At 69.2% G+C, this 19,241-nt stretch carries 22 protein-coding genes and 1 tRNA gene; 13 read left to right on the top strand and 10 right to left on the bottom strand.

What is annotated here, in order from left to right; genetic code table 11:
- Positions 1-792, top strand: coding sequence for a DUF1217 domain-containing protein (locus ACO1BU_RS07195; protein WP_424135236.1), 792 nt, complete (start codon positions 1-3; stop codon positions 790-792).
- A gap of 12 nt (positions 793-804) precedes the next feature.
- Here the strand turns inward: ACO1BU_RS07195 and ACO1BU_RS07190 are convergent, their stop codons facing one another.
- Positions 805-1,770: a hypothetical protein gene (locus ACO1BU_RS07190; RefSeq protein WP_424135235.1), complete on the bottom strand. Its 966-nt coding sequence runs from the start codon at positions 1,768-1,770 to the stop codon at positions 805-807.
- A 49-nt stretch (positions 1,771-1,819) separates the two neighbouring features.
- Positions 1,820-2,380 (bottom strand): adenine phosphoribosyltransferase, encoded by a 561-nt coding sequence (locus ACO1BU_RS07185; protein WP_424135234.1) that lies wholly within the window; start codon positions 2,378-2,380, stop codon positions 1,820-1,822.
- Positions 2,381-2,490: 110 nt separating this feature from the next.
- On the opposite strand from ACO1BU_RS07185, the gene ACO1BU_RS07180 reads away from it, so the two are divergent.
- Positions 2,491-2,703 carry a DUF2842 domain-containing protein gene (locus ACO1BU_RS07180; RefSeq protein ID WP_424135233.1) on the top strand — a complete coding sequence of 71 codons (213 nt, stop codon included), beginning with the start codon at positions 2,491-2,493 and terminating at the stop codon, positions 2,701-2,703.
- A 3-nt stretch (positions 2,704-2,706) separates the two neighbouring features.
- Here the strand turns inward: ACO1BU_RS07180 and ACO1BU_RS07175 are convergent, their stop codons facing one another.
- Together ACO1BU_RS07175 and ACO1BU_RS07170 are read right to left on the bottom strand one after the other, a co-directional pair.
- The gene (locus tag ACO1BU_RS07175) at positions 2,707-3,465 is read right to left on the bottom strand and encodes a TorF family putative porin (RefSeq protein WP_424135232.1); all 759 of its coding nucleotides are present in this window, start codon (positions 3,463-3,465) and stop codon (positions 2,707-2,709) included.
- A 185-nt stretch (positions 3,466-3,650) separates the two neighbouring features.
- Positions 3,651-3,727, bottom strand: a tRNA-Pro gene (locus ACO1BU_RS07170).
- 152 nt (positions 3,728-3,879) lie between these two features.
- On the opposite strand from ACO1BU_RS07170, the gene ACO1BU_RS07165 reads away from it, so the two are divergent.
- On the top strand, positions 3,880-4,314 hold the full coding sequence (locus ACO1BU_RS07165) for a cytochrome c (RefSeq protein WP_424135231.1): 435 nt from the start codon (positions 3,880-3,882) through the stop codon (positions 4,312-4,314).
- A 27-nt stretch (positions 4,315-4,341) separates the two neighbouring features.
- On the opposite strand, the gene ACO1BU_RS07160 is transcribed toward ACO1BU_RS07165, so the two are convergent.
- A complete protein-coding gene (locus ACO1BU_RS07160) occupies positions 4,342-5,028 on the bottom strand; it encodes a cytochrome b/b6 domain-containing protein (protein ID WP_424135230.1) in 687 nt (228 codons plus the stop codon).
- A 183-nt stretch (positions 5,029-5,211) separates the two neighbouring features.
- On the opposite strand from ACO1BU_RS07160, the gene ACO1BU_RS07155 reads away from it, so the two are divergent.
- The 3 genes from ACO1BU_RS07155 (at position 5,212) to ACO1BU_RS07145 (ending at position 8,067) form a co-directional block, all read left to right on the top strand.
- The gene (locus ACO1BU_RS07155; RefSeq protein WP_424135229.1) at positions 5,212-6,432 is read left to right on the top strand and encodes a LysM peptidoglycan-binding domain-containing protein; all 1,221 of its coding nucleotides are present in this window, start codon (positions 5,212-5,214) and stop codon (positions 6,430-6,432) included.
- Between the two features lie 85 nt (positions 6,433-6,517).
- Positions 6,518-7,204, top strand: coding sequence for a phosphatidylserine decarboxylase (locus tag ACO1BU_RS07150; RefSeq protein ID WP_424135228.1), 687 nt, complete (start codon positions 6,518-6,520; stop codon positions 7,202-7,204).
- An 8-nt stretch (positions 7,205-7,212) separates the two neighbouring features.
- Positions 7,213-8,067 (top strand): CDP-alcohol phosphatidyltransferase family protein, encoded by an 855-nt coding sequence (locus tag ACO1BU_RS07145; protein ID WP_424135227.1) that lies wholly within the window; start codon positions 7,213-7,215, stop codon positions 8,065-8,067.
- A gap of 84 nt (positions 8,068-8,151) precedes the next feature.
- On the opposite strand, the gene ACO1BU_RS07140 is transcribed toward ACO1BU_RS07145, so the two are convergent.
- Positions 8,152-9,387: a CaiB/BaiF CoA transferase family protein gene (locus ACO1BU_RS07140; RefSeq protein ID WP_424135226.1), complete on the bottom strand. Its 1,236-nt coding sequence runs from the start codon at positions 9,385-9,387 to the stop codon at positions 8,152-8,154.
- Positions 9,388-9,883: 496 nt separating this feature from the next.
- Here ACO1BU_RS07140 and ACO1BU_RS07135 point away from each other — a divergent pair, with 496 nt between their 5' ends.
- Positions 9,884-10,558 (top strand): MBL fold metallo-hydrolase, encoded by a 675-nt coding sequence (locus ACO1BU_RS07135; protein WP_424135257.1) that lies wholly within the window; start codon positions 9,884-9,886, stop codon positions 10,556-10,558.
- A gap of 26 nt (positions 10,559-10,584) precedes the next feature.
- Here the strand turns inward: ACO1BU_RS07135 and ACO1BU_RS07130 are convergent, their stop codons facing one another.
- On the bottom strand, positions 10,585-11,745 hold the full coding sequence (locus ACO1BU_RS07130) for a mandelate racemase/muconate lactonizing enzyme family protein (RefSeq protein WP_424135225.1): 1,161 nt from the start codon (positions 11,743-11,745) through the stop codon (positions 10,585-10,587).
- Positions 11,746-11,831: 86 nt separating this feature from the next.
- Between ACO1BU_RS07130 and ACO1BU_RS07125 the strand changes: the two genes are divergently transcribed.
- The 3 genes from ACO1BU_RS07125 (at position 11,832) to ACO1BU_RS07115 (ending at position 14,180) form a co-directional block, all read left to right on the top strand.
- On the top strand, positions 11,832-12,737 hold the full coding sequence (locus ACO1BU_RS07125) for a LysR family transcriptional regulator (RefSeq protein WP_424135224.1): 906 nt from the start codon (positions 11,832-11,834) through the stop codon (positions 12,735-12,737).
- 84 nt (positions 12,738-12,821) lie between these two features.
- On the top strand, positions 12,822-13,778 hold the full coding sequence (locus ACO1BU_RS07120; RefSeq protein WP_424135223.1) for a Bug family tripartite tricarboxylate transporter substrate binding protein: 957 nt from the start codon (positions 12,822-12,824) through the stop codon (positions 13,776-13,778).
- Between the two features lie 12 nt (positions 13,779-13,790).
- Entirely contained in the window at positions 13,791-14,180 is a 390-nt protein-coding gene (locus tag ACO1BU_RS07115) for a RidA family protein (protein WP_424135222.1), read from the top strand.
- Between the two features lie 43 nt (positions 14,181-14,223).
- Here ACO1BU_RS07115 and ACO1BU_RS07110 read toward each other — a convergent pair whose 3' ends face one another.
- Positions 14,224-14,976, bottom strand: a complete 753-nt coding sequence (locus tag ACO1BU_RS07110; protein WP_424135221.1) for a CoA-transferase — start codon at positions 14,974-14,976, stop codon at positions 14,224-14,226.
- Positions 14,973-15,800 (bottom strand): CoA transferase subunit A, encoded by an 828-nt coding sequence (locus tag ACO1BU_RS07105; RefSeq protein ID WP_424135220.1) that lies wholly within the window; start codon positions 15,798-15,800, stop codon positions 14,973-14,975. Before ACO1BU_RS07105 ends, ACO1BU_RS07110 begins: the two co-directional genes overlap by 4 nt.
- Positions 15,801-15,859: 59 nt before the next feature.
- Between ACO1BU_RS07105 and ACO1BU_RS07100 the strand changes: the two genes are divergently transcribed.
- Positions 15,860-16,390, top strand: a complete 531-nt coding sequence (locus ACO1BU_RS07100; protein ID WP_424135219.1) for a GNAT family N-acetyltransferase — start codon at positions 15,860-15,862, stop codon at positions 16,388-16,390.
- Between the two features lie 8 nt (positions 16,391-16,398).
- Here ACO1BU_RS07100 and ACO1BU_RS07095 read toward each other — a convergent pair whose 3' ends face one another.
- The gene (locus ACO1BU_RS07095) at positions 16,399-17,622 is read right to left on the bottom strand and encodes a hypothetical protein (RefSeq protein WP_424135218.1); all 1,224 of its coding nucleotides are present in this window, start codon (positions 17,620-17,622) and stop codon (positions 16,399-16,401) included.
- Between the two features lie 96 nt (positions 17,623-17,718).
- On the opposite strand from ACO1BU_RS07095, the gene ACO1BU_RS07090 reads away from it, so the two are divergent.
- Both ACO1BU_RS07090 and yghU read left to right on the top strand, forming a co-directional pair.
- Positions 17,719-18,216 carry a flavin reductase gene (locus ACO1BU_RS07090; protein ID WP_424135217.1) on the top strand — a complete coding sequence of 166 codons (498 nt, stop codon included), beginning with the start codon at positions 17,719-17,721 and terminating at the stop codon, positions 18,214-18,216.
- Positions 18,217-18,324: 108 nt separating this feature from the next.
- Positions 18,325-19,200, top strand: a complete 876-nt coding sequence (gene yghU, locus ACO1BU_RS07085) for a glutathione-dependent disulfide-bond oxidoreductase (RefSeq protein ID WP_424135216.1) — start codon at positions 18,325-18,327, stop codon at positions 19,198-19,200.
- Positions 19,201-19,241 lie beyond the last annotated feature (41 nt).

Here is a 19,241-nt window from a genome sequence, read left to right as displayed (position 1 = left end):
ATGTCGGGCTCGATCGCCCTCGCCATCCTCGGTGGTGGTGCCTCCACCAGTACGGCGGATGCTGCATCGGCCGTGCTGGCGCTGCGCCGCGCCTCAGCCGCCGGGGCGGAGGAAAAGGGCGTTGCCCAAACTGCTAAGGACGCCTCGGTGAAGCTGGCACTGGCCCGCTTTACCGAGGGAATTTCGCGCGCCAAGGATGTCGAGGCGGCGTTGCGCGATCCGCGTGTCTCCGCCGTGCTGTTGCCGGCGCTCGGCCTGCCTGATGCGGTGGACATGCCCGGTCTCGCCGTGCGGGCGCTGATGTCGAATCCATCCGATTCGAATTCGGTGGCGGCGAAGCTCTCGGTCGGCGACCCGCGCTGGAAGTCGGCAGCTGCCACACTGAATCTCGCAGCGCGCGGAATGGATGCGCTGCGCGACCCGGCGATCCAGAAGAAGCTGAGCGACGGCTACACCGCCTATCAATGGCGCCTGTCCAAGGACAACGAGGCGGGCGGTATTTCCGACGCGCTTTATTTCGAGCAGCGCATGGCCAGCGGCCCGGCGCCGACCGCCTATGAGGTGCTGGGTGACGCCGTGCTCCGTCGTGTGATCACGGGCGCGCTGGGCCTGCCTGAATCCATCGCCATCCAGGAGGTGGAAACCCAGGCGCGGGCCATTACCTCGCGGCTCGACCTGTCCAAGCTGACCGACCCAAAGCAGGCGGCGAAGCTGGCGGAGCGCTATGTCATGAACGCGGCGGGCAGCAATACCGGGACGAGCGGGTCGGCGCTTCTTTCTCTCTTCGCCTGAGCCTGGCGCCGTTCAGTTCGCGCGCCAGCCGAGGCGCTGTTCCAGCCAGTTGCGATAGGACAGCACCGCATCCGGTGCCGGCGCCAGCAAGGCGAAGGCGGCGGCGGCGGCGGTGCCGACCAGGGCTTGTCCATCCACCGGCAGGGCGCGCTCCTCCTCCTGCCAGCGCGAGGCAGCGCGGCGCCAGGCGGCGATCGTATCGGCGGAGGTGAGGAGGGGCATGACCAGCGCTGCCCGCATCTGCAGCGCTCCGAAGGCGGCGAGCACGCCGCGTGCGGCTGGGGATGCGGCGGGAAGGGAGGGGATCTCCGATGCCTCGGCTTCGGGAGCGGTCTGCTGGTACCAGGGTGTCGCGCCGAGGGCCAAGGCGCGCGCCGAAGCGTCCGGGCCTGTGACGAGCAGCACATCCGCCTGTCCGGTGGTGAAGGAGAGCTCGGGCTGGCCGGGCACGGGGCGTGCGGGCAGGCCCAGGAGGTCCAGGGCGGCCAGGGCCGCGGCCTCCGGGGCGTCAGGCGCCGGGATGGCGACGCGAAGCGGCTCCGCCCCGCGCGCCGGCAGCGGGCCGCGGCCGGCGAGTACAACATTGTGCCAACTCATGAGCAGCGGCAGCCAGGTGCCCGGCTGGAAGCGGGCACGGCTGGCGCCGGTGAGGCGAGCATGGCAGGTCGCGCCGGGCAGGGCGAGGAAGGTGCGGCCATTGCCGCCATCGAGCGTGGCGAAGCGGTTCGCGGCGGTGACGCCGTCCGGCCCGCCGAGGGCGCTGACGCGAAGGGCGACCGGGCGGTGAAAACCACGGGTCAGGGCTGCCGCGGCGCGTGTTGCCCAGCGGGAGGCTTCGCCTTCCTCCGGACCAGGGGCGAGAATGGTCACGCTCTCCACCGCCTGCGCCCGGGCCGGGCCAGAGACCAGGGCGGACAGCAGGGTCAGCCCGGTTGCGCGCCGGCCGAGGGGAGGGATGGGGGCGAGGGGGCGCATCACGGCAGACGCTGGCCGATGCGTGGGGCGGGAATGTGGCATCCCGCCTTTCCTAGTCGTTGTAGGCCAGAAGGGAGTGGAAGGCGGTGTCGCCCAGCCGCGCGCGGCCGTTCAGGAAGGTCAGCTCGATCAGGGCGGCGGCAGCGGGTACCTCTGCTCCGGCCTGGCGGAGCAGGGCGATGCTGGCGGCCAGGGTGCCACCCGTGGCCAGAAGGTCATCCAGGACGACGACGCGGTCGCCTGGCTTCACCGCGTCAGCCTGCATCTCGATCCGATCGGTGCCGTATTCGAGGGCGTAGTTCAGCCCGATGATGGCACCAGGCAGCTTGCCGCGCTTGCGCAGCATGACAAAGCCGAGACCCAGCTCCAGGGCGAGCGGCGCAGCGACGAGGAAGCCGCGGCTTTCGATGCCGGCCAGCAGGGTGGGGCGGTGGGGGCGCACGACCGCTGCCAGGCGGCGCATCGCCTCTTTCCAGGCCGGGCCGTGCCGCAGCAGGGTGGAGATGTCGTAGAAAAGGATGCCCGGCTTAGGGAAATCCGGGATTCCGCGGATGTGCTGCTTCAGGTCGACTTCGGCCATGGGGCCGGCGGTTTCGGCAGTGCTGTCGGTCATGGCAGGGCTCTGTCTCCGGGGGACGCCTCATAAGCCGGGCCGGGCTATGGGGCAAACACGCTGCGCGGTGGGGCTTGGCGCGGCCGCGCGAATGCGGCACCAGCAGACGCATGTCGCGCGTCCCCGTGGCGGTCACCGCCGGAATCCTGGGCTTCCTGCTCTATATCGGGGCGGTGGTGGCGCTTGCCGATGTCGTGCTGCGCCTGCATTGGACCGTGCAGGCCGTGTATTTCGCCGTGGTCGGGATCGCCTGGGTCTGGCCGGTCAGCCGCCTGATGTACTGGGCGGCGCGGAAGTCACCCCCGCGCCGCCGCCGCCGTTGACGGTCAGAAGGTGCGGCTGAGATAGACCATGGCACGGGCGTCACAGATTTTCTGAGAGCCGAAGCATTCGGACCGGGAAAGATTGGTGTCGAAATAGCCGGCGGTCAGGACGAAGTCGGCGAATTTGTAGGACAGGGTGATGTTCCAGTTGGCGAAGTCGGGGGAGCCCCAGCGTGGATTCCTCTCGATCCACTGGTAACCGATACGGCCGGCGAGGGTGAGGTCATAGGGAAGGCCAAATTCGGCGCCGCCTTCGACATAAAAGCCGTCGCCGCTTTCGAGCTGGTAGTTGGGTGACCAGTTGAAGGAGGCGAGAACCTTCACCGGCAGCGGCGCGGACGGAATCTCGTAGGCGGCTTTGGCGGCCAGCTCGTAGTATTGCAGGTCGTAGGTGCCGGGGCCGGAGTGCTCGTAGCCCGGGTAGTTGTAGGCGATGCCACCGAAATCGAGCGAAATGCCGGCGACCGTGGTGCGCCAGCCGGCCAGGGCGTCGATTTCCTGGCGGGCATTGGTGCCGAGGAAGGCGACATTGGAGGCGAAGGCGCCGACATAGAAGCCGGTGCTGTGCTGGATGTCGATCGTGCCCTGGATGGCAGGGCGGTTGCGGGTCTGGCTGACGCCGCGGAACAGGTAATCGGACGAGATCGTCGGGGTGATGCCGATCGTCAGCCCCGCCTCCTCGATCTCAAAAGCGCCAGCCGAGCTGGCGGCAACCGAGAGGCCCAGGGCCAATGCGGACGTCGCGATGAGATTCGTCTTCATCGAATGCTTTCCCCCTCACGCAGGAGCGTGGCCGGGGGATCATTGCGAGGGGCGTGCCATCGCCGTGCCTGATGCTGTGGGACAACAGGATTGCCAGCTGTCCGTTGTCAATTTGTCACAAATACATTCTGTGCAACGAAAAACCCCGCCCAGCATGGCCGGGCGGGGTTTCTGGACTCCGTCGATGGTCGGAGCGAGAGGATTCGAACCTCCGGCCCCTGCGTCCCGAACACAGTGCTCTACCAGGCTGAGCTACGCTCCGTCACGACGGCGTCGGGGTGGCGGCGTATTAGCGCCGTGCCCGGAAGCCGGCAAGGGCACCTGGCCGATATTCCGTCTCGAGGTGCGATCCCGGCTGTGGGAGGTCGCGGAGCGGGGGTAATCTAGATCATCCCTGATCATGGATCACACTGGATGACGCGCTTTCCCCTTCTCGCCGCCGCGCTGGCGGCCCTCCTCGGCGCCGGTGCTGCCTTCGCCCAGCCGGACCCCATTCCCACCCGCAAGGAGGGACTTCGGCGGATGCAGACGAATCTGGAGGCGATCGATGCCGTGGTGAAGGCAGGCGGCGATACGCGGCAGACCGTCTCCCGCGCCGACGAGATGGTGGCCTTCTTCCGCAACCTGCCCGCCCTGTTTCCGCCGGGATCGGATGGCGAGGGCTCCCGCGCGCAGCCGGCCGTGTGGACGGACCGGGCGGGCTTCGAGCGTGCCGCCGCCAATGCGGTATCGGCGGCGGAGGCACTGCAGCAGGCCGCGGCGAGCGGCGACGCCGCAGCCACGGGCCAGGCGGTGCGTGCCATGGGCGGAGCCTGCGGCGCCTGCCACCGGAATAACCGCAGGCGATAGGGCGGATCGCCTCGGGCGAAGCGGCCGTCAGCCCTGCCGGGCGATGACCGTCACCACCCCGGCTGCGAGAAGCAGCAGGAGGAGCGCCAGCCAGGGATTGCCCAGGCGCGGCGCTCCTCCGGCCATGGTTGCGGGCAGGCGCTTGAAGCCAGTGACCATGGGCCGCACCAGATCCTGCCGCTTCAGGACGGCATAGGCCAGCACGGCCAGGATGTGCAGCGCGACCGCCACCAGGATCAGGTTGAAGGTCAGCACGTGCAGGCTGCTCGCGGCATCGACCGTCCCGGGCGCCACGCTGCGCGCCAGCGGCCCGCGGGTGAGAATTCCGTCATCGGTGAAGAGGCCGGAGACGGCCTGCACCAGAAGCACGGCAAGCAGGACCAGCACCATCCAGCCTCCGGCGGCGTTGTGGCCGATTTCCGTATCCGGCTCCCGCCGGTGGAGATGGGCGAGGTGCCGCAGGCCCTGAACGGGCGAGCGGAGAAAGCGCGAGAAACGGGCCGTGTCCGACCCCAGAAAGCCCCAGGCCAGCCGGAAGAGCAGCAGCGCCAGGATCACCTCGCCGGAGAGCATGTGCCACTCCATCCGGCCAGTTTCGGCCGTCCACCAGGAGAAGCCGACCAGCACGGCGATGAACCAATGGACCAGGCGGATCCAGCCGTCCCAGACCTTCACCTTCACCCGCTGCTCCGTCACGCCTTCCATGCCGTCCATCCGTCCTCAGGTCCGTGCCGCGGCTGCAGCGCCGCATCCCGCGTGTTGCGGAAAGGATAGGGGAGGGGCTGGCCCGGCGCCCAGGACCGGGGCTGCGAATCCCTTCGAATCCGCGTTGGATTTGGCGTAACGGGAAGCGCGCGCTCTTGTGATGCGGGGGCGCGAAGCCGTAGTTACGCAGGCATGACAGAGCTATCGCGGGCGCGAGTCGTCAGCGGCGCGGCCATCCTGGCCGGCGTTGCGGCGGCCGGGGCATTCTACGGGGCGTCGCATCACGATGCCGCGCCGTCCGTCGCCTCGCGAATGGCGGAAGCCTCCCCCGCATCGGACCGTCCGGCCCGGCCCGGATTGGCCAGCTCTGCTGCCCCGGTGGCCGGCAGCGGCGGAAGCACTGCCCAGGCTTTGGCGGAGGAGGGGCCTGCGGCCCAGGGCCGGGCGAGCGCAACCACTGCCGCGCGCGCGGCCGAGCCGCCACGCTTCGACATCGTTCGCATGGGCGTGCGTGGCATGGTGGTTGTGGCCGGGCGGGCGGCGCCGGGTGCGGAAGTTCTGCTTTACGAGGGGCGTCGCGAGATCGGGCGTGCCCGCGCCGACGGGCGGGGCGAATGGGTGATCCTGCCAGCCGACCCGCTCGGCGCCGGGGCGCGGGAACTCTCTCTGCGGGCGCGCTCCCGGGGCGGGGAGGAGATCGCAGGACCCGATACGGTGCTGGTGGTCGGGCCTGCCACCGAGCCGCCGGTGGCACAGGCCGGGGCCGGGAAGGACCATTCGGAACAGACGAGGGCCAGTGTGGAGGCGTCGCCTGCCCGCGGGGAGCCGCAGGCGGAGGGCACCGCCGGAACCGCCCCGTCGAACCCGGAGCAGAATCTCGTCCTGTTGCTGCCTCCAACCGCCACGGCCGCGCCGCGCGCGCTTTCCTATCCGGCGGCGGGGGAAGGACCGGCCAGGCTAGGGCTCGACGTGGTGGATTACGACGACAGCGATACGATGCGCTTTGCCGGCACCGCCCCGCCCGGTGCACGGCTTCGCGTCTATGCGGACAACCGCCATCTTGGCGATGCGGAGGCTGACTCATCCGGCCGCTGGTCGCTGACCCCCGCCGAGGCGCCGGCGGTCGGCCGCCATCTGCTGCGCGTGGACCAGCTCGGGGCGCCGGGCCCGGCCCGGGTCCGGCCGGTTTCCGGGCGGATCGAGGTCGCCTTCCAACGCGAATCCCTTCCGGCGGGGGCCCTGCGGGACGGGCGGGTGGTGGTGCAGCCCGGGAACAGTCTCTGGCGCATCGCGCGGCAGGCCTATGGGCGGGGCATCCGCTACACGGTGATCTACCGCGCCAACCAGGGGCAGATCCGGGAGCCGGACCGTATCTTCCCCGGCCAGGTCTTCGCGTTGCCCGGCGCGCCCTGAAGGGAAGGCGGCCCGGCGCTCCTGCAGGGTTGTCCGTCGGCGGTGGAGAAACCATAACCGGGCCTCCCCTCTTTCCTGGAGCGTCATGTCACTCGCCTATGGCCTGCGCCTCGTCCTGGCGCCCCCGCATCCGGCGGGTCGTCCCTTCCTGATCGGCGGCACGGTGGTGGCCGTTGTCGGCGGCCTCGCCTTTGGAAGCTGGGTCTTCTGGATCGGCGCGGCCTTCACCGCCTTCTGCCTCTATTTCTTCCGCGACCCGGAGCGCTTCACCCCCGCACGGCCCGGCCTCTTCATCGCGCCGGCGGATGGGCACATCACCTCCATCGAGCCGGCCGTGCCGCCGCCGGAGCTGGGGCTGGGGGATACGCCGCGCTGGCGGATCGCGACCTTCCTTTCGGTGATGGACGTGCATGTGAACCGCATCCCGATTGATGGGACGGTGACGCGCATCGCCTATCGCCACGGTGCCTTCATCAATGCGGCGCTGGACAAGGCAAGCGAGGACAATGAGCGCAACGCCCTGGCCATTCGGCTCGACGACGGGCGCGACATCGCCGTGGTGCAGATTGCCGGACTGATCGCCCGCCGCATCCTCTGCCATGTGCGGGAGGGCCAGCGGGTCCGGGCGGGCGAGCGCTTCGGCATCATCCGCTTCGGCAGCCGCACCGACCTTTATCTGCCGGAGGGCGTGCGCCCGCTGGTGGAAGTGGGCCAGACCATGATCGGCGGCGAGACGGTGATGGCCGATCTCTCCGCACCCGCAGGGAACTGAGGGCAGGAATGGAACAGGCCCCGCGTCGCTTCCGCTTCACCCCGCGCCGCCGGCCGCGGCTGCAGGGCCTTTCCTTCAACCGGCTGCTGCCGAACCTGCTGACCATGCTCGGCCTTTGTGCCGGGATGACGGCGATCCGCTTCGCGATGGATGACCGGTGGGAGCAGGCGGCGACGCTGATCGTGGTGGCGGCCTTTATCGACGGCATCGATGGCCGGCTGGCGCGGCTGCTCCAGGCCACCTCCCGCTTCGGGGCGGAGTTCGACAGCCTGTCGGACTTCCTCTGCTTCGGGGTGGCGCCCGCCTTCATCCTCTATCTCTGGACGCTGCATGACGCGCGGGGGCTGGGCTTCATCCCCTGCCTGCTTTTCGCGGCCTGCATGGCGCTGCGGCTGGCGCGCTTCAACGCTGCGATCGATGCGCCGGAAGTGCCTGGCGTCCCGAAGCCGGCAGGCTTCTTTACCGGCGTTCCAGCCCCGGCCGGGGCGGGGCTGGCGCTGTTTCCGATCTTCGCCTCCCTGACCTTCGATGGCTGGGGCCTCACGGGGCTGGCGGTGGCCATCCGGCACCCGCTTTTCTCGGCAATTCTGCTGGTGGTCATCGCCGGGCTGCTGGTCAGCACCCTGCCGACCTGGTCCTTCAAAAAGGTGAAGATCCCGCGGCAGGCGGTGCTGCCGCTGATGCTGGGCGCCGCCGCCTATGCCGCGCTGCTGGTGGCGGAGCCCTGGGCCGCGCTGGCGGCGGCGGGGATCCTCTATGCTGGGATGATCCCGCTCTCGTTGCGTTCCTACCGTGCGAAGGTGGCTGCGGCGCGGATGGGTGTTACGGCGCCTGCGGAGGCGGAGAGCCCCGCCCTCCGCTGATCCCGAGCTGGCTGATCCCTAGCTGACCGATCCCTTTCAGGCGGCCCGGATGTCCGACAACAAGGGCATCCGGCCGTTTCGGTTCTAGCGAGGCGCCTCGACCAGGATGCCCTGCTGCTTCAGCACCTCGATCTCCTCGGCGGAGTAGCCGGCGGCCTTGAGAACCTCCTCCCCATGCTCATTGAAGCGCGGCGGCGCGGTGCGGGCGCCGCCGGGGGTGCGGGAGAGCTTGATCGGCGTATTCAGCGCGCGGAATTCGCCGATCTCGGCCACCATGTTGCGGGCCTTGGTGTGCGGGGCCGCCACGGCCTCGTCCACATAGAGCACGGGGCCGGCGGGGAGGCCGGCCTTCAGCATCCTGTCGCAGAGGGCGTGGCCGTCCTCCTGCTTCAGCCGCTCCTCCAGGATCTTGTTCAGGGCGTCGCGGTTCACCACGCGATCGCCATTGGTGGCGAAGCGCGGGTCGTTCGCCAACTCATCCAGGCCCAGGAAGGCGCAGAATTTGCGCCAGGCGGGCTCGTTGCCGCAGGCCACGAAGATCTCGCAGGTTGCGGTCGGGAACTTGGAATAGGGGCTGATATTCGGGTGCGGGTTGCCGGTCGCGACCGGGCGCTTGCCGTTCAGGAAATGGTTAGCGGCCTGCGGGTGCAGCAGAGCCATGCCGCAGTCATGCAGGGTCATATCCACATACTGGCCCCGGCCGGAGCGCTCCCGCTCCTGCAAGGCCATCAGGATGCCGATAGTGGAGTAGAGGCCCGTGGCGAGGTCCACGACCGGGGTGCCCATGCGGAGCGGGCCGCTGCCGGGCTCGCCATTGATGGACATGAGGCCAACCATGGCCTGGACGATCGCGTCGTAGCCCGGCAGGCCGCCCAGCGGGCCTGTGGCGCCGAAGCCGGAGACGCGGCAGTGGACCAGGCGGGGGAAGCGCTGAGAGAGGACATCATAGCCGATGCCCCACTTCTCCATGCTGCCGGGCTTGTAGTTCTCGATCAGCACATCGGCGTCTTCCAGCAGGCGCAGCAGCACGTCGCGGCCTTCCTGCTTGGAGAGGTCCAGGGCAATGCTCCGCTTGTTGCGGTTCACGCCGAGGAAGTAGCTGGCTGTGCCATCCAGGAAGGGAGGGCCCCAGGCGCGGACCTCGTCGCCCTGGGGCGGCTCAATCTTGATGACCTCCGCCCCGTGGTCGGAGAGGATCATGGTGCAGTAGGGGCCGCCGAGGACGCGGGTGAGGTCAATCACCCTGATCCCGGCCAGGGCACCGGGGTTCACGGTGCGGGAGTCCGCCCCGGTCTCGGCGGTCGGTGGCGCGTCGGTCATGATTGTTCCTCCGTGTCCCGTTTCTGCCCTCGCCGGACGCCGCACTCAAGGCCGGCCCGGAGGATGGGGCATCCTTGACAGTAACTCCGTGCTGGCGCCCTCCTACCGCGCGGAGAGCGGGAGCGAGACGATGTTCCTTCGGCGCGAGACCGAGAAGCCAACCCTGCGGGCGGAGGCGGTCCAGCCCGGGCGCCGCCGCTTCCTGGCGCTGGGCTGCGCGTGCTGCGCCGCGATGGCGCTTCCCGCCCTGCCGGCCGGCGCCGCCGCCACGCCGGCGGTGCAGCGTCACCTCGACCTCGCCAAGGAGGCCGCGGGCACCGATCTCGGCGCCTATCTGCGGCTGGGCAACACTGCCCTCACGCCCCCGGCCGCGCCGCAGATCAATCTCGGCCCCCTCATCAACCAGCCTGTACCGCCCCCGGGTCAGGCCTTTGACAACCTGTTCTACGTCGGCGCCCGCTGGGTCAGCGCCTGGATCATCCGCACCTCCGATGGGCTGATCCTGATTGATGCCCTGAACAACGACGACGAGGCGGAGCGCGTCATCGGCGGGGGCATGCGCCGCCTCGGCCTGGACCCCGCGCAGATTCGGACCGTGGTAATCACCCATGGCCATGGCGACCACTATGGCGGTGTCGGCTGGGTCAAGCGAGTCGCCTCGCCGAAGGTGGTCGCGTCCGAAGCCGACTGGACGATGATGGCGACGAAGCTCGAATTCGACGCGCCGGAATGGGGACGCCCGCCCCAGCGGGACGTCTCGGTGAAGAACGGGGAGCGGATCGCGCTGGGCGACACCGCCATCGAGGTGCTGGAGACGCCCGGCCATACCAGGGGCACCATCTCCCTCCTCTTCACCGTCCGGCAGGCCGGGCAGGAGCACCGGGCGCTTCTATGGGGCGGTACGGCGTTCAACTTCGGGGCGCAGCCCGATCGTATCCAGCGCCTCCAAGGCTACATCGATGCCACCGCCCGCGTGCGCGACATCGCCCGCCAGCGCAACGTGGATGTCTTCATCTCCAACCACGCGGGCTACGACGAGGCGATCACGAAGCTTGCGGCCATGCCTTCTGCTTCCCGCAACCCCTTCGTGATCGGCACGGACACCACGGTGCGGGCCCTGACCGTCATGCACGAATGCGCCCGGGCGACGATGGAGGCCTGGAAGGCCTGATCCACCGCCGCCCGGCGCAACCCCCCTCAGGCCGCCAGGTCGCGCATCACCCTGATCAGGTCCGACTTGCCCTCGAAGCCGATGCCGGGGAGGTCGGGCATGGTGATGTGCCCATCTTCCACCCGCACCCCGTCCGGGAAGCCGCCATAGGGCTGGAACAGGTCGGGGTAGCTCTCATTCCCGCCCAGGCCGAGGCCGGCGGCGATGTTCAGGGACATTTGGTGGCCGCCATGCGGGATGCAGCGGCTGGGCGACCAGCCGGCGGTCTTCAGCACCTCCAGCGTGCGCTGGTATTCGCACAGGCCGTAGGAGAGGGCGCAGTCGAATTGCAGCCAGTCGCGGTCCGGGCGCATGCCGCCATAGCGGATGAGGTTTCGGGCATCCTGGTGGCTGAACAGGTTCTCGCCGGTGGCCATGGGCGCCGGGTAGAATTCGGCGAGCTGGGCCTGGAGGTTGTAGTCCAGCGGGTCGCCGGCTTCCTCGTACCAGAAGAGCGGATAGTCGCGGAGCATCTTGGCATAGGCGATGGCGTCCTCGAGGTTGAGGCGGCCATTGGCGTCCACGGCGAGCTGGGCCTTGCCGTCCAGCTCCTTCAACACGCCCTCGATGCGCGGGCGGTCCTCCTCGATGCCGTTGCCGATCTTCATCTTCACCACGGAGTAGCCACGGTCGAGGTAGCTGCGCATTTCCGCGCGGAGCTGCTCGATGCCCTTGCCCGGGTAGTAGTAGCCGCCGGCGGCATAGACGAAGACGCGCGGGTTGGCCTCAAGCCCGTGGCGCTCGGCCAGGAGGCGGAAGAGGGGCTTGCCGGCGATCTTCGCCACCGCGTCCCAGACCGCCATGTCGATGGTGCCGACCGCGACGGAGCGCTCGCCATGGCCGCCGGGCTTCTCGTTCTTCATCATGGTGGCCCAGATCTTGTCGGGATCCAGGTTGTCACCGGCTTCGTTCACCAGGGTCTTGGGATCGGCTTCGAGGAGGCGAGGGGCGAAGCGCTCACGGATCAGGCCGCCCTGGCCGTAGCGGCCATTCGAGTTGAAGCCGTAGCCGACCACGCGACGGCCGTCCCGGATCACGTCCGTGACCACGGCGACGAGGGACAGCGTCATCTTGCTGAAGTCGATATAGGCATTGGCGATGGAGGAGGCGATTGGCGCCGTCACTTCCCGCACGTCCACGATACGCATGATGGTCTCCTTGAGGCGGGCGGACCATGGATTGGACGGGGCGCGGAGGCCAATGCTAATCGCGCCTCGCGTGATAAGGCATCGGCATGACCCTGGACCTCGGCCAGCTTGAGGATTTCCAGGCGCTCGCGGAGACCGGTAATTTCTCCCGCGCCGCCGCACTGCGGAACGTGACGCAGCCAGCCTTCAGCCGGCGCATCCGGGCGCTGGAGGACTGGGCCGGGGCGCCGCTGTTCGACCGGGAAGCACATCCGATTGCCCTGACGCCCGCGGGAGAGGCGCTGCGGCCCCTGGTGGCGGGTGCGCTGCGCTGTCTGGCGGAAGGACGCGACGCGGCGAGGGCGGCGGCCGACCGTGCACGGGCGACGCTGCGCTTCGCGGCCACGCATGTGCTGTCCTTCACCTTCTTTCCGGCCTGGCTGCGCGCGCTAGAGGAGGAGGCGCCGCCAGGGGCCGTTGCGCTTGTTTCCGACAGCCTGCGGGCCTGCGAGGAACTGATGCTGCGCGGGCAGGCGCAGTTCCTGCTGTGCCACCGGCATGAGGCGGCGCCGTCGCGCCTGGATCCCGCACGGTTTCCGGCACATCGCGTCGGTGGCGACCGGCTGGTGCCGGTGGCTGCGCCAGGGGCGGGGGATGTGGCGGTTCCGGGTCAGCTGTCGTTCCTGGCCTACAGCCCGGAATCAGGGCTGGGGCGCATCCTGGCGGCGGCCTTGCCGGAAGAGGTGGCGTCGCGGCTGGACCCGGTGTTCACCGCCCATCACGCCGCCACCTTGCGGACCATGGCGCGGGGTGGGCGTGGAATCGCATGGCTGCCGGAGAGCCTGGTCGCTGAGGATCTGGCGGCCGGGGCGCTGCGCCGCGCGGCGCCACCGGCGCTGGAGGTGCCGCTGGATATCTGCCTGATCCGTCCCGCCGCTGCCCTGGGCGCGGCGGGAGAGGCCTTCTGGGCACTGGCAACGTGCCCGGCCGCGGCGGCCGGGCGCATGGCATAGAGGTTGCGAACGGTTCCTTTTGCGTGATGAGGTGGCTGCCGTTCCGGCTGCTTCGCTGATCCCGAAACTGCCGAAGGAGCCCCGATGCGCCGCCGTTCCCTGCTTGCCGTGCCCGCCCTGCTTGCCACGCCCGCGCTGGCGCAGGACTGGAAGCCCGCGACCCCCATTCGCTTCGTCATCCCCTTCCCGCCGGGGTCCAGCATCGACCTGGTGGGGCGGCTGGTGGCGGATGGCGCGCAGCCCGTGCTGGGGCAGAATGTGGTGGTGGAGAACCGGCCGGGTGCGGGTACGCTGGTAGCCGTGCAGGCCGTCAAGGCGATGCCGCCGGATGGGCAATCCGTGCTGGTGGTGGCCAACAGTTTCACGGTCAACCCGAACCTGCACAAGCCGAAGCCCTATGATCCGCTGGCGGATTTTACGCCGCTCGCCCTGCTAGTGGAGATGCCGCATGTGATGGTCTGCCATCCCTCGGTGGCCGCCAATTTCCAGGAGTTCATCGCCAAGGCGCGGCAGCCCGGGCCGGGCCTGTCCTTCGGCAGCAATGGCCAGGGCACCAGCCAGCACATGGGCATGGAGCATCTGAAGCTGATGGCCGGGCTGAACGCGCAGCACGTGCCCTACCGCGGCACGCCGCAGATGATGACGGATCTGATCACCGGCCGGGTGGATTACACCTTCGCCAATCTTCCCGACGTGCTTCAGGGTATCCGGGAGAAGCAGATCACGCCGCTGGGCATCATCGCGAAGCAGCGCCACCGGTTGTTGCCGGATGTGCCGACCTTCATCGAACTGGGTTACCCGCAGGCGGTGTCGGATTCCTGGTATGGCGTGGTCATGCCGGCCGGGGCCAAGCCGGAGGTGGCGGCGGCGCTTTCCAAGGCGTGGCTGGATTCGCTGAACCGCCCGGCCACGAAGGCGAAGATGGAAGAGGTGGGGCTGGACATTCTGGCCGGCGGACCGGACGCGCTGGTCACGCGAATCAAGCGGGACACGGCGATCTATGCCGAGGTCGTGCGCGCCGCCAATCTGCAACCGGGTTAATCAGGGAACGCCATGACACCGCTTGAGCACATCCAGCCCGCCGACCAGTTCAAGGTGGCGGCGCCCCTTTCACCGGCGGTGAAGGTGGGCAATCTTCTCTATGTGTCGGGCATCCCGGCCTATGACGAGAACGGGAAGCTCGCCATCGGCGACTTCACCGCGCAGATGACGCAGGTGATGAAGAGCATCACCGGCATCCTGAAGGAGGCGGGCGGCGATTGGAGCCGCGTGGTGAAGGTGAATGTGCTGCTGACGCGGCGCGAGGATTTCGAGGAGATGAACCGCATCTACGCGGCGCATTTTCCTGATGGGAAATACCCGGCGCGCACCACCGCCATCGTATACTCGCTGCCGCGCCCGAACTTCCTGCTGGAGATCGAGTGCGTGGCGGTGCTGGGCTGAAGCTGGCGCGCCGCGCCTGTTTGAGGCGCGGCGCAGATGCGGATCAGGCCGCGGCGGCGCGGCCCCAGACCCGTGCGCAGAATTCGGGATAGGTCTCGACCATCTCGTCACAGACCGGGCCACGCAGCAAGGACAGTTCGGCATCGGTCGGGTCGGGCGTGGCCGGAACCTCGGGCGGCGTGTCGAAATCGAAGCCGGTCTGGGCGCGAATGGTTTCCAGGCTTTCGCCGGGATGCACGCTTTCGAGCGTGAAGCGGGCGCGCGCGGGATCGAAGCGGAAGATGCAGCGGCCCGTGACGAGGGCCTGCGCGCTGCCGCGGCGATAGACCTCGGGCGGGGAGACGCCGGGGGCGGAGATGTGGTCCACGCGCGGCACCAGCACGCGGGGGGAGTGTTCCTCCCGGAAGAGGATGGTGCGCGGGGTCATGAAATACATGAAGGCGGAGCCGAAGCTGCCGGGGAAGCGCACGCCCTGGCCCGGCCATTCGCCCGTGCCGATCAGGTTGATGTTGGCCTGGCCGTCGATCTGGCCGCCGCCGAGGAAGAACAGGTCGATCCGGCCCTGGCCCGTCAGGTCGAAAAGTTCGCGCGTGCCTTCGGTGAAGGGGTTGCCGCTGCGCTTGTGCAGCAGGGAGAGGCGCACGGGGTGGCCGGATTTGGCGACCAGCCAGCAGGCGGCGGCCGGGATGGGGGAGGCGGCGCCGACGGCGATGTGGCGCACAGGCGGGGCGGCGGGATCGAGGATCAGGCGGGCGAGGGCGGCTGCGAGGCGTTCCTCGGGCTGGATGGTGCTCATTCGGCGGCCACCTGCGCGCTGCGGCCGAAGACATGTTCGGCAACCCAGGCGTCGAAGCCTTCCTCCGTACGCGCGGCACGGGCATAGGCGGCGACATAGGCGGCATCGAAGCCGTATTCATCCAGCAGGGCCACAGGGTGCGCGCCGCGCGGGGCGACCGCATAGGCCTCGACATAGGTGGCGGAGATGGCGCCGGGGGCGAGGCGCTCATCTTCCAGCATGTTTCCGGGCACCACGCGCTCCACCGTCACCAGCAGCTTGCGGGAGGCATGGGCGAGGGTGGCGCATTCGCGGCGGCGGCCGACCCAGACATTTCCGGCTTCGTCAGCCATCACAGCGTGGATGGCGGAAACATCGGGGTGCAGCGCCGGCAGGACCAGGATCGGGTCCGGGCGGTCGGAAAGCGGGTTCTGCACCACGCGCCAGTCCGGGCGGTGGGCCAGGATGTCGCTGCCGATCACGCCGCGGAGCGGCATGAAGGGGACGCCCTTTTCGGCGGCCTGAAGCATGGTGTGGATGGCCGGGCATGTGGCATCGCGCAGGGTGATGCTGCCGGCCTTCACGGCGGCGGAGAAGCGCGGGGCAAAGCCGGCCTCGCCGAGGGAGACGGCGCTGGTCTGCACTTCCGTCACGCAGCCGGCGCCGATCAGGAGGTCGGTGGCGAAGCCGGAGACGGGGACGCCGATCAACCGCAGGCCCTTCGCACCCCGGCGCACCAGGGCCTTGGCCAGGGCGACCGAGGGCAGGGAATTGTCCGGCGGCAGGGCCAGCAGCGCGCCATCCGGCACGGCTTCGGCAAGGGCTTCGAGGCTCAGTTCCGGCATGTTGTCTCCTCCGCTGGCAGGCTATGCCCTGGGGCGGCAGGCTGCCAGGGGGAAGGAAAATGAACGCACCGGGCCATGTCATGCTGCGCGACTGGCGGGAGGAGGACAGGCTGGCTTTCGCTGCCCTGAACGGCGATCCGCAAGTGATGCGCCATTTCCCCGCGGTGCTCAGCCGGGCGGAGTCGGACGCTTTTCTCGACAGATTGCTGGCGCATCAGGCCGCGCAGGGTTTCACTTTCTGGGCCGTGGAGGTGGATGGGGTGCTAGCCGGGCTGTGCGGCTTGCTCCGCGTCTCCTTCGAAGCGCCTTTCACGCCGGCGGTTGAAATCGGCTGGCGCTTCCGCCCGGAGTTCCAGGGACGCGGGCTTGCCACGCAAGCGGCGCGGCTGGCCCTGGCCCGGGGCTTCGGGCCGCTGGGGCTGGACCGAATCGTCGCCTTCACCGCGCCGGCGAATGAGCCGTCCTGGCGACTGATGGAGCGGCTGGGAATGCAACGGGGCGGGTTCTTCGGGCATCCGCGCCTGGCGGCGGAGCATCCCTTGCACCGGCATGTCTGGTACGCGCTGGATCGCCGGGACTGGCGTGTATAGGGGCGAGGTCAGTCAAAGGGGCTGGCATCCAATGCGGCCAGGGCCGCCCAGGCATTCGCCGCGAGATGCCCGCGCGCGGGGTAGAGGAAATCGGCAACGCCCGGCCTTAGCCCGGTGCCCAGGCCTGTGGTGAGCCAGGGGATGCTGGAGGCTGCGATCCAGCCATCCGGGCGGCGGTGGCGAGCGATGGTGGCGGCAAAGCGTCCGGCCGACGCTGGCCGGCCCAGACGGCGCAGCAGCAGGGCGGCCTGGGCGGTGCCCTCCAGCCAGATGCCGTCACGGTCGTCGTTGAAGTCCAGGCCCTCCATCTCCTCTGGTGGGGCGCCGGAGGGCAGGCCGTGGCGGGCGAGGACCCATTCGAGGGCGGGCCCGAAGCCCTGGCCGGGCCAGGCCAGGGCGGGCCAGAGATTGGCATCGAGGGCGCTGCCGGGATTCATCCTGCCGTCCGGGGTCAGGCCCATGGCGAAGCGGCGTTCCGAGGGCAGCCACATGGAGCGAACGAAGGTGGCGGCATGGGCGGCCGCATCGGCACGGCCCAGCCGCGCGAAGGCGATGGAGAGGTCCAGGTTCTGCTCGCTGCTTACCCAGGGCAGGGCGTCCGGTGCGGGTTCATGGCCGATCGTGCCGCCGCGATAGCCGGCGGGCGCGCGCAGGGTATCGAGCCAGTCCGCGGCGCGTTCGGCTGCCTGGCGCAAGGGCGGGTCGCCCAGCGCGGTCCAGAGCAGCATGGCGAAGGCCACCGGGCCCGCGGCGCTGCCGGCCTGGTAGCCGTCCTCCAGCCATTGGCCGCGTGCGGCATCCCACCAGCCCGGGGGGCGGGCACTTCGCGGGGCCTCGGGGAAGACGCGGCCGGCGGGGTAGGCGTTGCGGAGGCGCCCATCCTGCCAATGGCGGTCCTGGCTCTGGGCGAGGCGCAGGGCCTCGGCGATGCGGGTGGCCAGGGCGCGCTCGCCACCGGCCAGCAGGGCGAGGCCGGCCAGGGCGTTGTCATAGGTAAAGGCCACCTCGGCATGAACGCAGTCGAAATCCTCCCGCCCCTCGGTGGTGAAGGATTTCAGGAGCACCGGGCCGTCCGCGGCGGACGCGGCCGCGCGGATCGGTGCCAGGGCGTCGCGCGCCAGGGCCGGCCAGCCCGGCATCGGAGGAGCCGCCGCGCCCGCGAGCGGTGCCGCGAGGATGGCGCGACGGGGCAGGCGAGGGGGGGTGCGCCCAGGGGTGGTGTCGGCGGTCATGCATGCCATCTGGACCCGTGCACCGCCCGGCATCCAGCCCCTTCCGATGGGCGCCGAAGGGAGCGATATCATCGGGCATCAGAAGGAAACGCCGCCATGGAACCGAGCCGCCAGGAATTCCGTGATGCCATGGCCCGGCTGGGCGCCGCCGTGACCATCGTCACGACGGATGGGCCGCTCGGCGGGCGGGTGGGGATCACCGCCAGCGCGGTATGCAGCGTGACGGATTCGCCGCCCACGCTGCTGGTCTGCATGAACCGTAGCAGCAGTCTCAACCCGGCGGCGAAGGCGAATGGCGTGCTCTGCGTCAATGTGCTGTCCGGGCAGGATCAGGCGCTGTCCAACCTCTTCGCGGGCTTCACCGGTGCTAATCAGGCGGCGCGCTTCGCCGAGGGAAGCTGGACGACCCTGGCCACCGGGGCGCCGGTGCTCGAGGACGCGGTGGCCGCCCTGGATTGCGTGGTGGAGGAGGTGCTGGAGAAGGGCACGCACAGCGTGATCTTCGCTCAGGTGCGTGCCATCCGCCTGGGCGCGCCACGGCCGGCGCTGATCTGGTTCTCGCGCAATTACCACCCGGTCGGGCTGCCTGGCTGAGTGTCTGCTTTGAGAGCATTTGAAGTGAACGCTTGTGCACGGAGAATGCTTTGAACGCGGTCGTACGCCGCGATCGCGTGCCCTGACCGACTACCTGGAGCTTTGCATATGACCAGCTCGTCCGATTACACGCCACCGAAGGTCTGGACCTGGAACAAAGCCAGCGGAGGCCGGTTCGCGAGTATCAACCGCCCCATCGCGGGGCCGACGCATGACAAGGAACTTCCGGTCGGCCGCCACCCTTTCCAGCTCTATTCGCTGGGAACGCCGAACGGCGTGAAGGTCACCATCATGTTTGAGGAGCTGCTGGCCCTCGGCCACCGTGGCGCGGAATATGATGCCTGGCTGATCCGGATCGGCGAAGGCGATCAGTTCGGAAGCGGTTTCGTCGCCGTCAATCCGAACTCCAAGATCCCGGCCATGGTGGACCGCAGTGGCCCGACGCCGATCCGGGTCTTCGAGTCCGGCGCCATTCTGATGCATCTGGCCGAGAAGTTCGGGGCCTTCCTGCCGACCGATGTCGCTGCCCGCGCCGAATGCCTGTCATGGCTGTTCTGGCAGGTCGGGAGCGCGCCCTATCTGGGCGGGGGATTGGGCCACTTCTACGCCTACGCGCCGACGAAGATCGAATATGCCATCGATCGGTTCGCGATGGAGGTGAAGCGTCAGCTGGACGTGCTCGATCGCCGGCTGGCCGAAAGCGAATATGTGGCGGGCCCCGATTACACCATCGCCGATATGGCCATCTGGCCCTGGTATGGCGGCCTGGTGAAAGGCTGGCTGTATGACGCGGCGGAGTTCCTGCAGGTGCAGGAATACAAGAATGTGCAGCGCTGGGCCGATGCGGTCGGCGCACGGCCGGCAGTGCAGCGTGGGCGGATGGTGAACCGCGTCTCCGGCGAGCCTGCAAGCCAGCTGCATGAGCGCCATGACGCCAGCGATTTCGAAACGAAGACGCAAGACAAGCTTGCGGCGCGCGACTGAGTGGTTCTGGCGCGGCTGAGCCGCGCCAGCCCGCTACATCC

Source organism: Roseomonas chloroacetimidivorans, assembly GCF_049629625.1.
Taxonomy (GTDB): Bacteria; Pseudomonadota; Alphaproteobacteria; order Acetobacterales; family Acetobacteraceae; genus Roseomonas; species Roseomonas chloroacetimidivorans.
The sequence above is the reverse complement of the archived record's forward strand: the minus strand, read 5'-3'. Positions and strand labels throughout refer to the sequence as shown.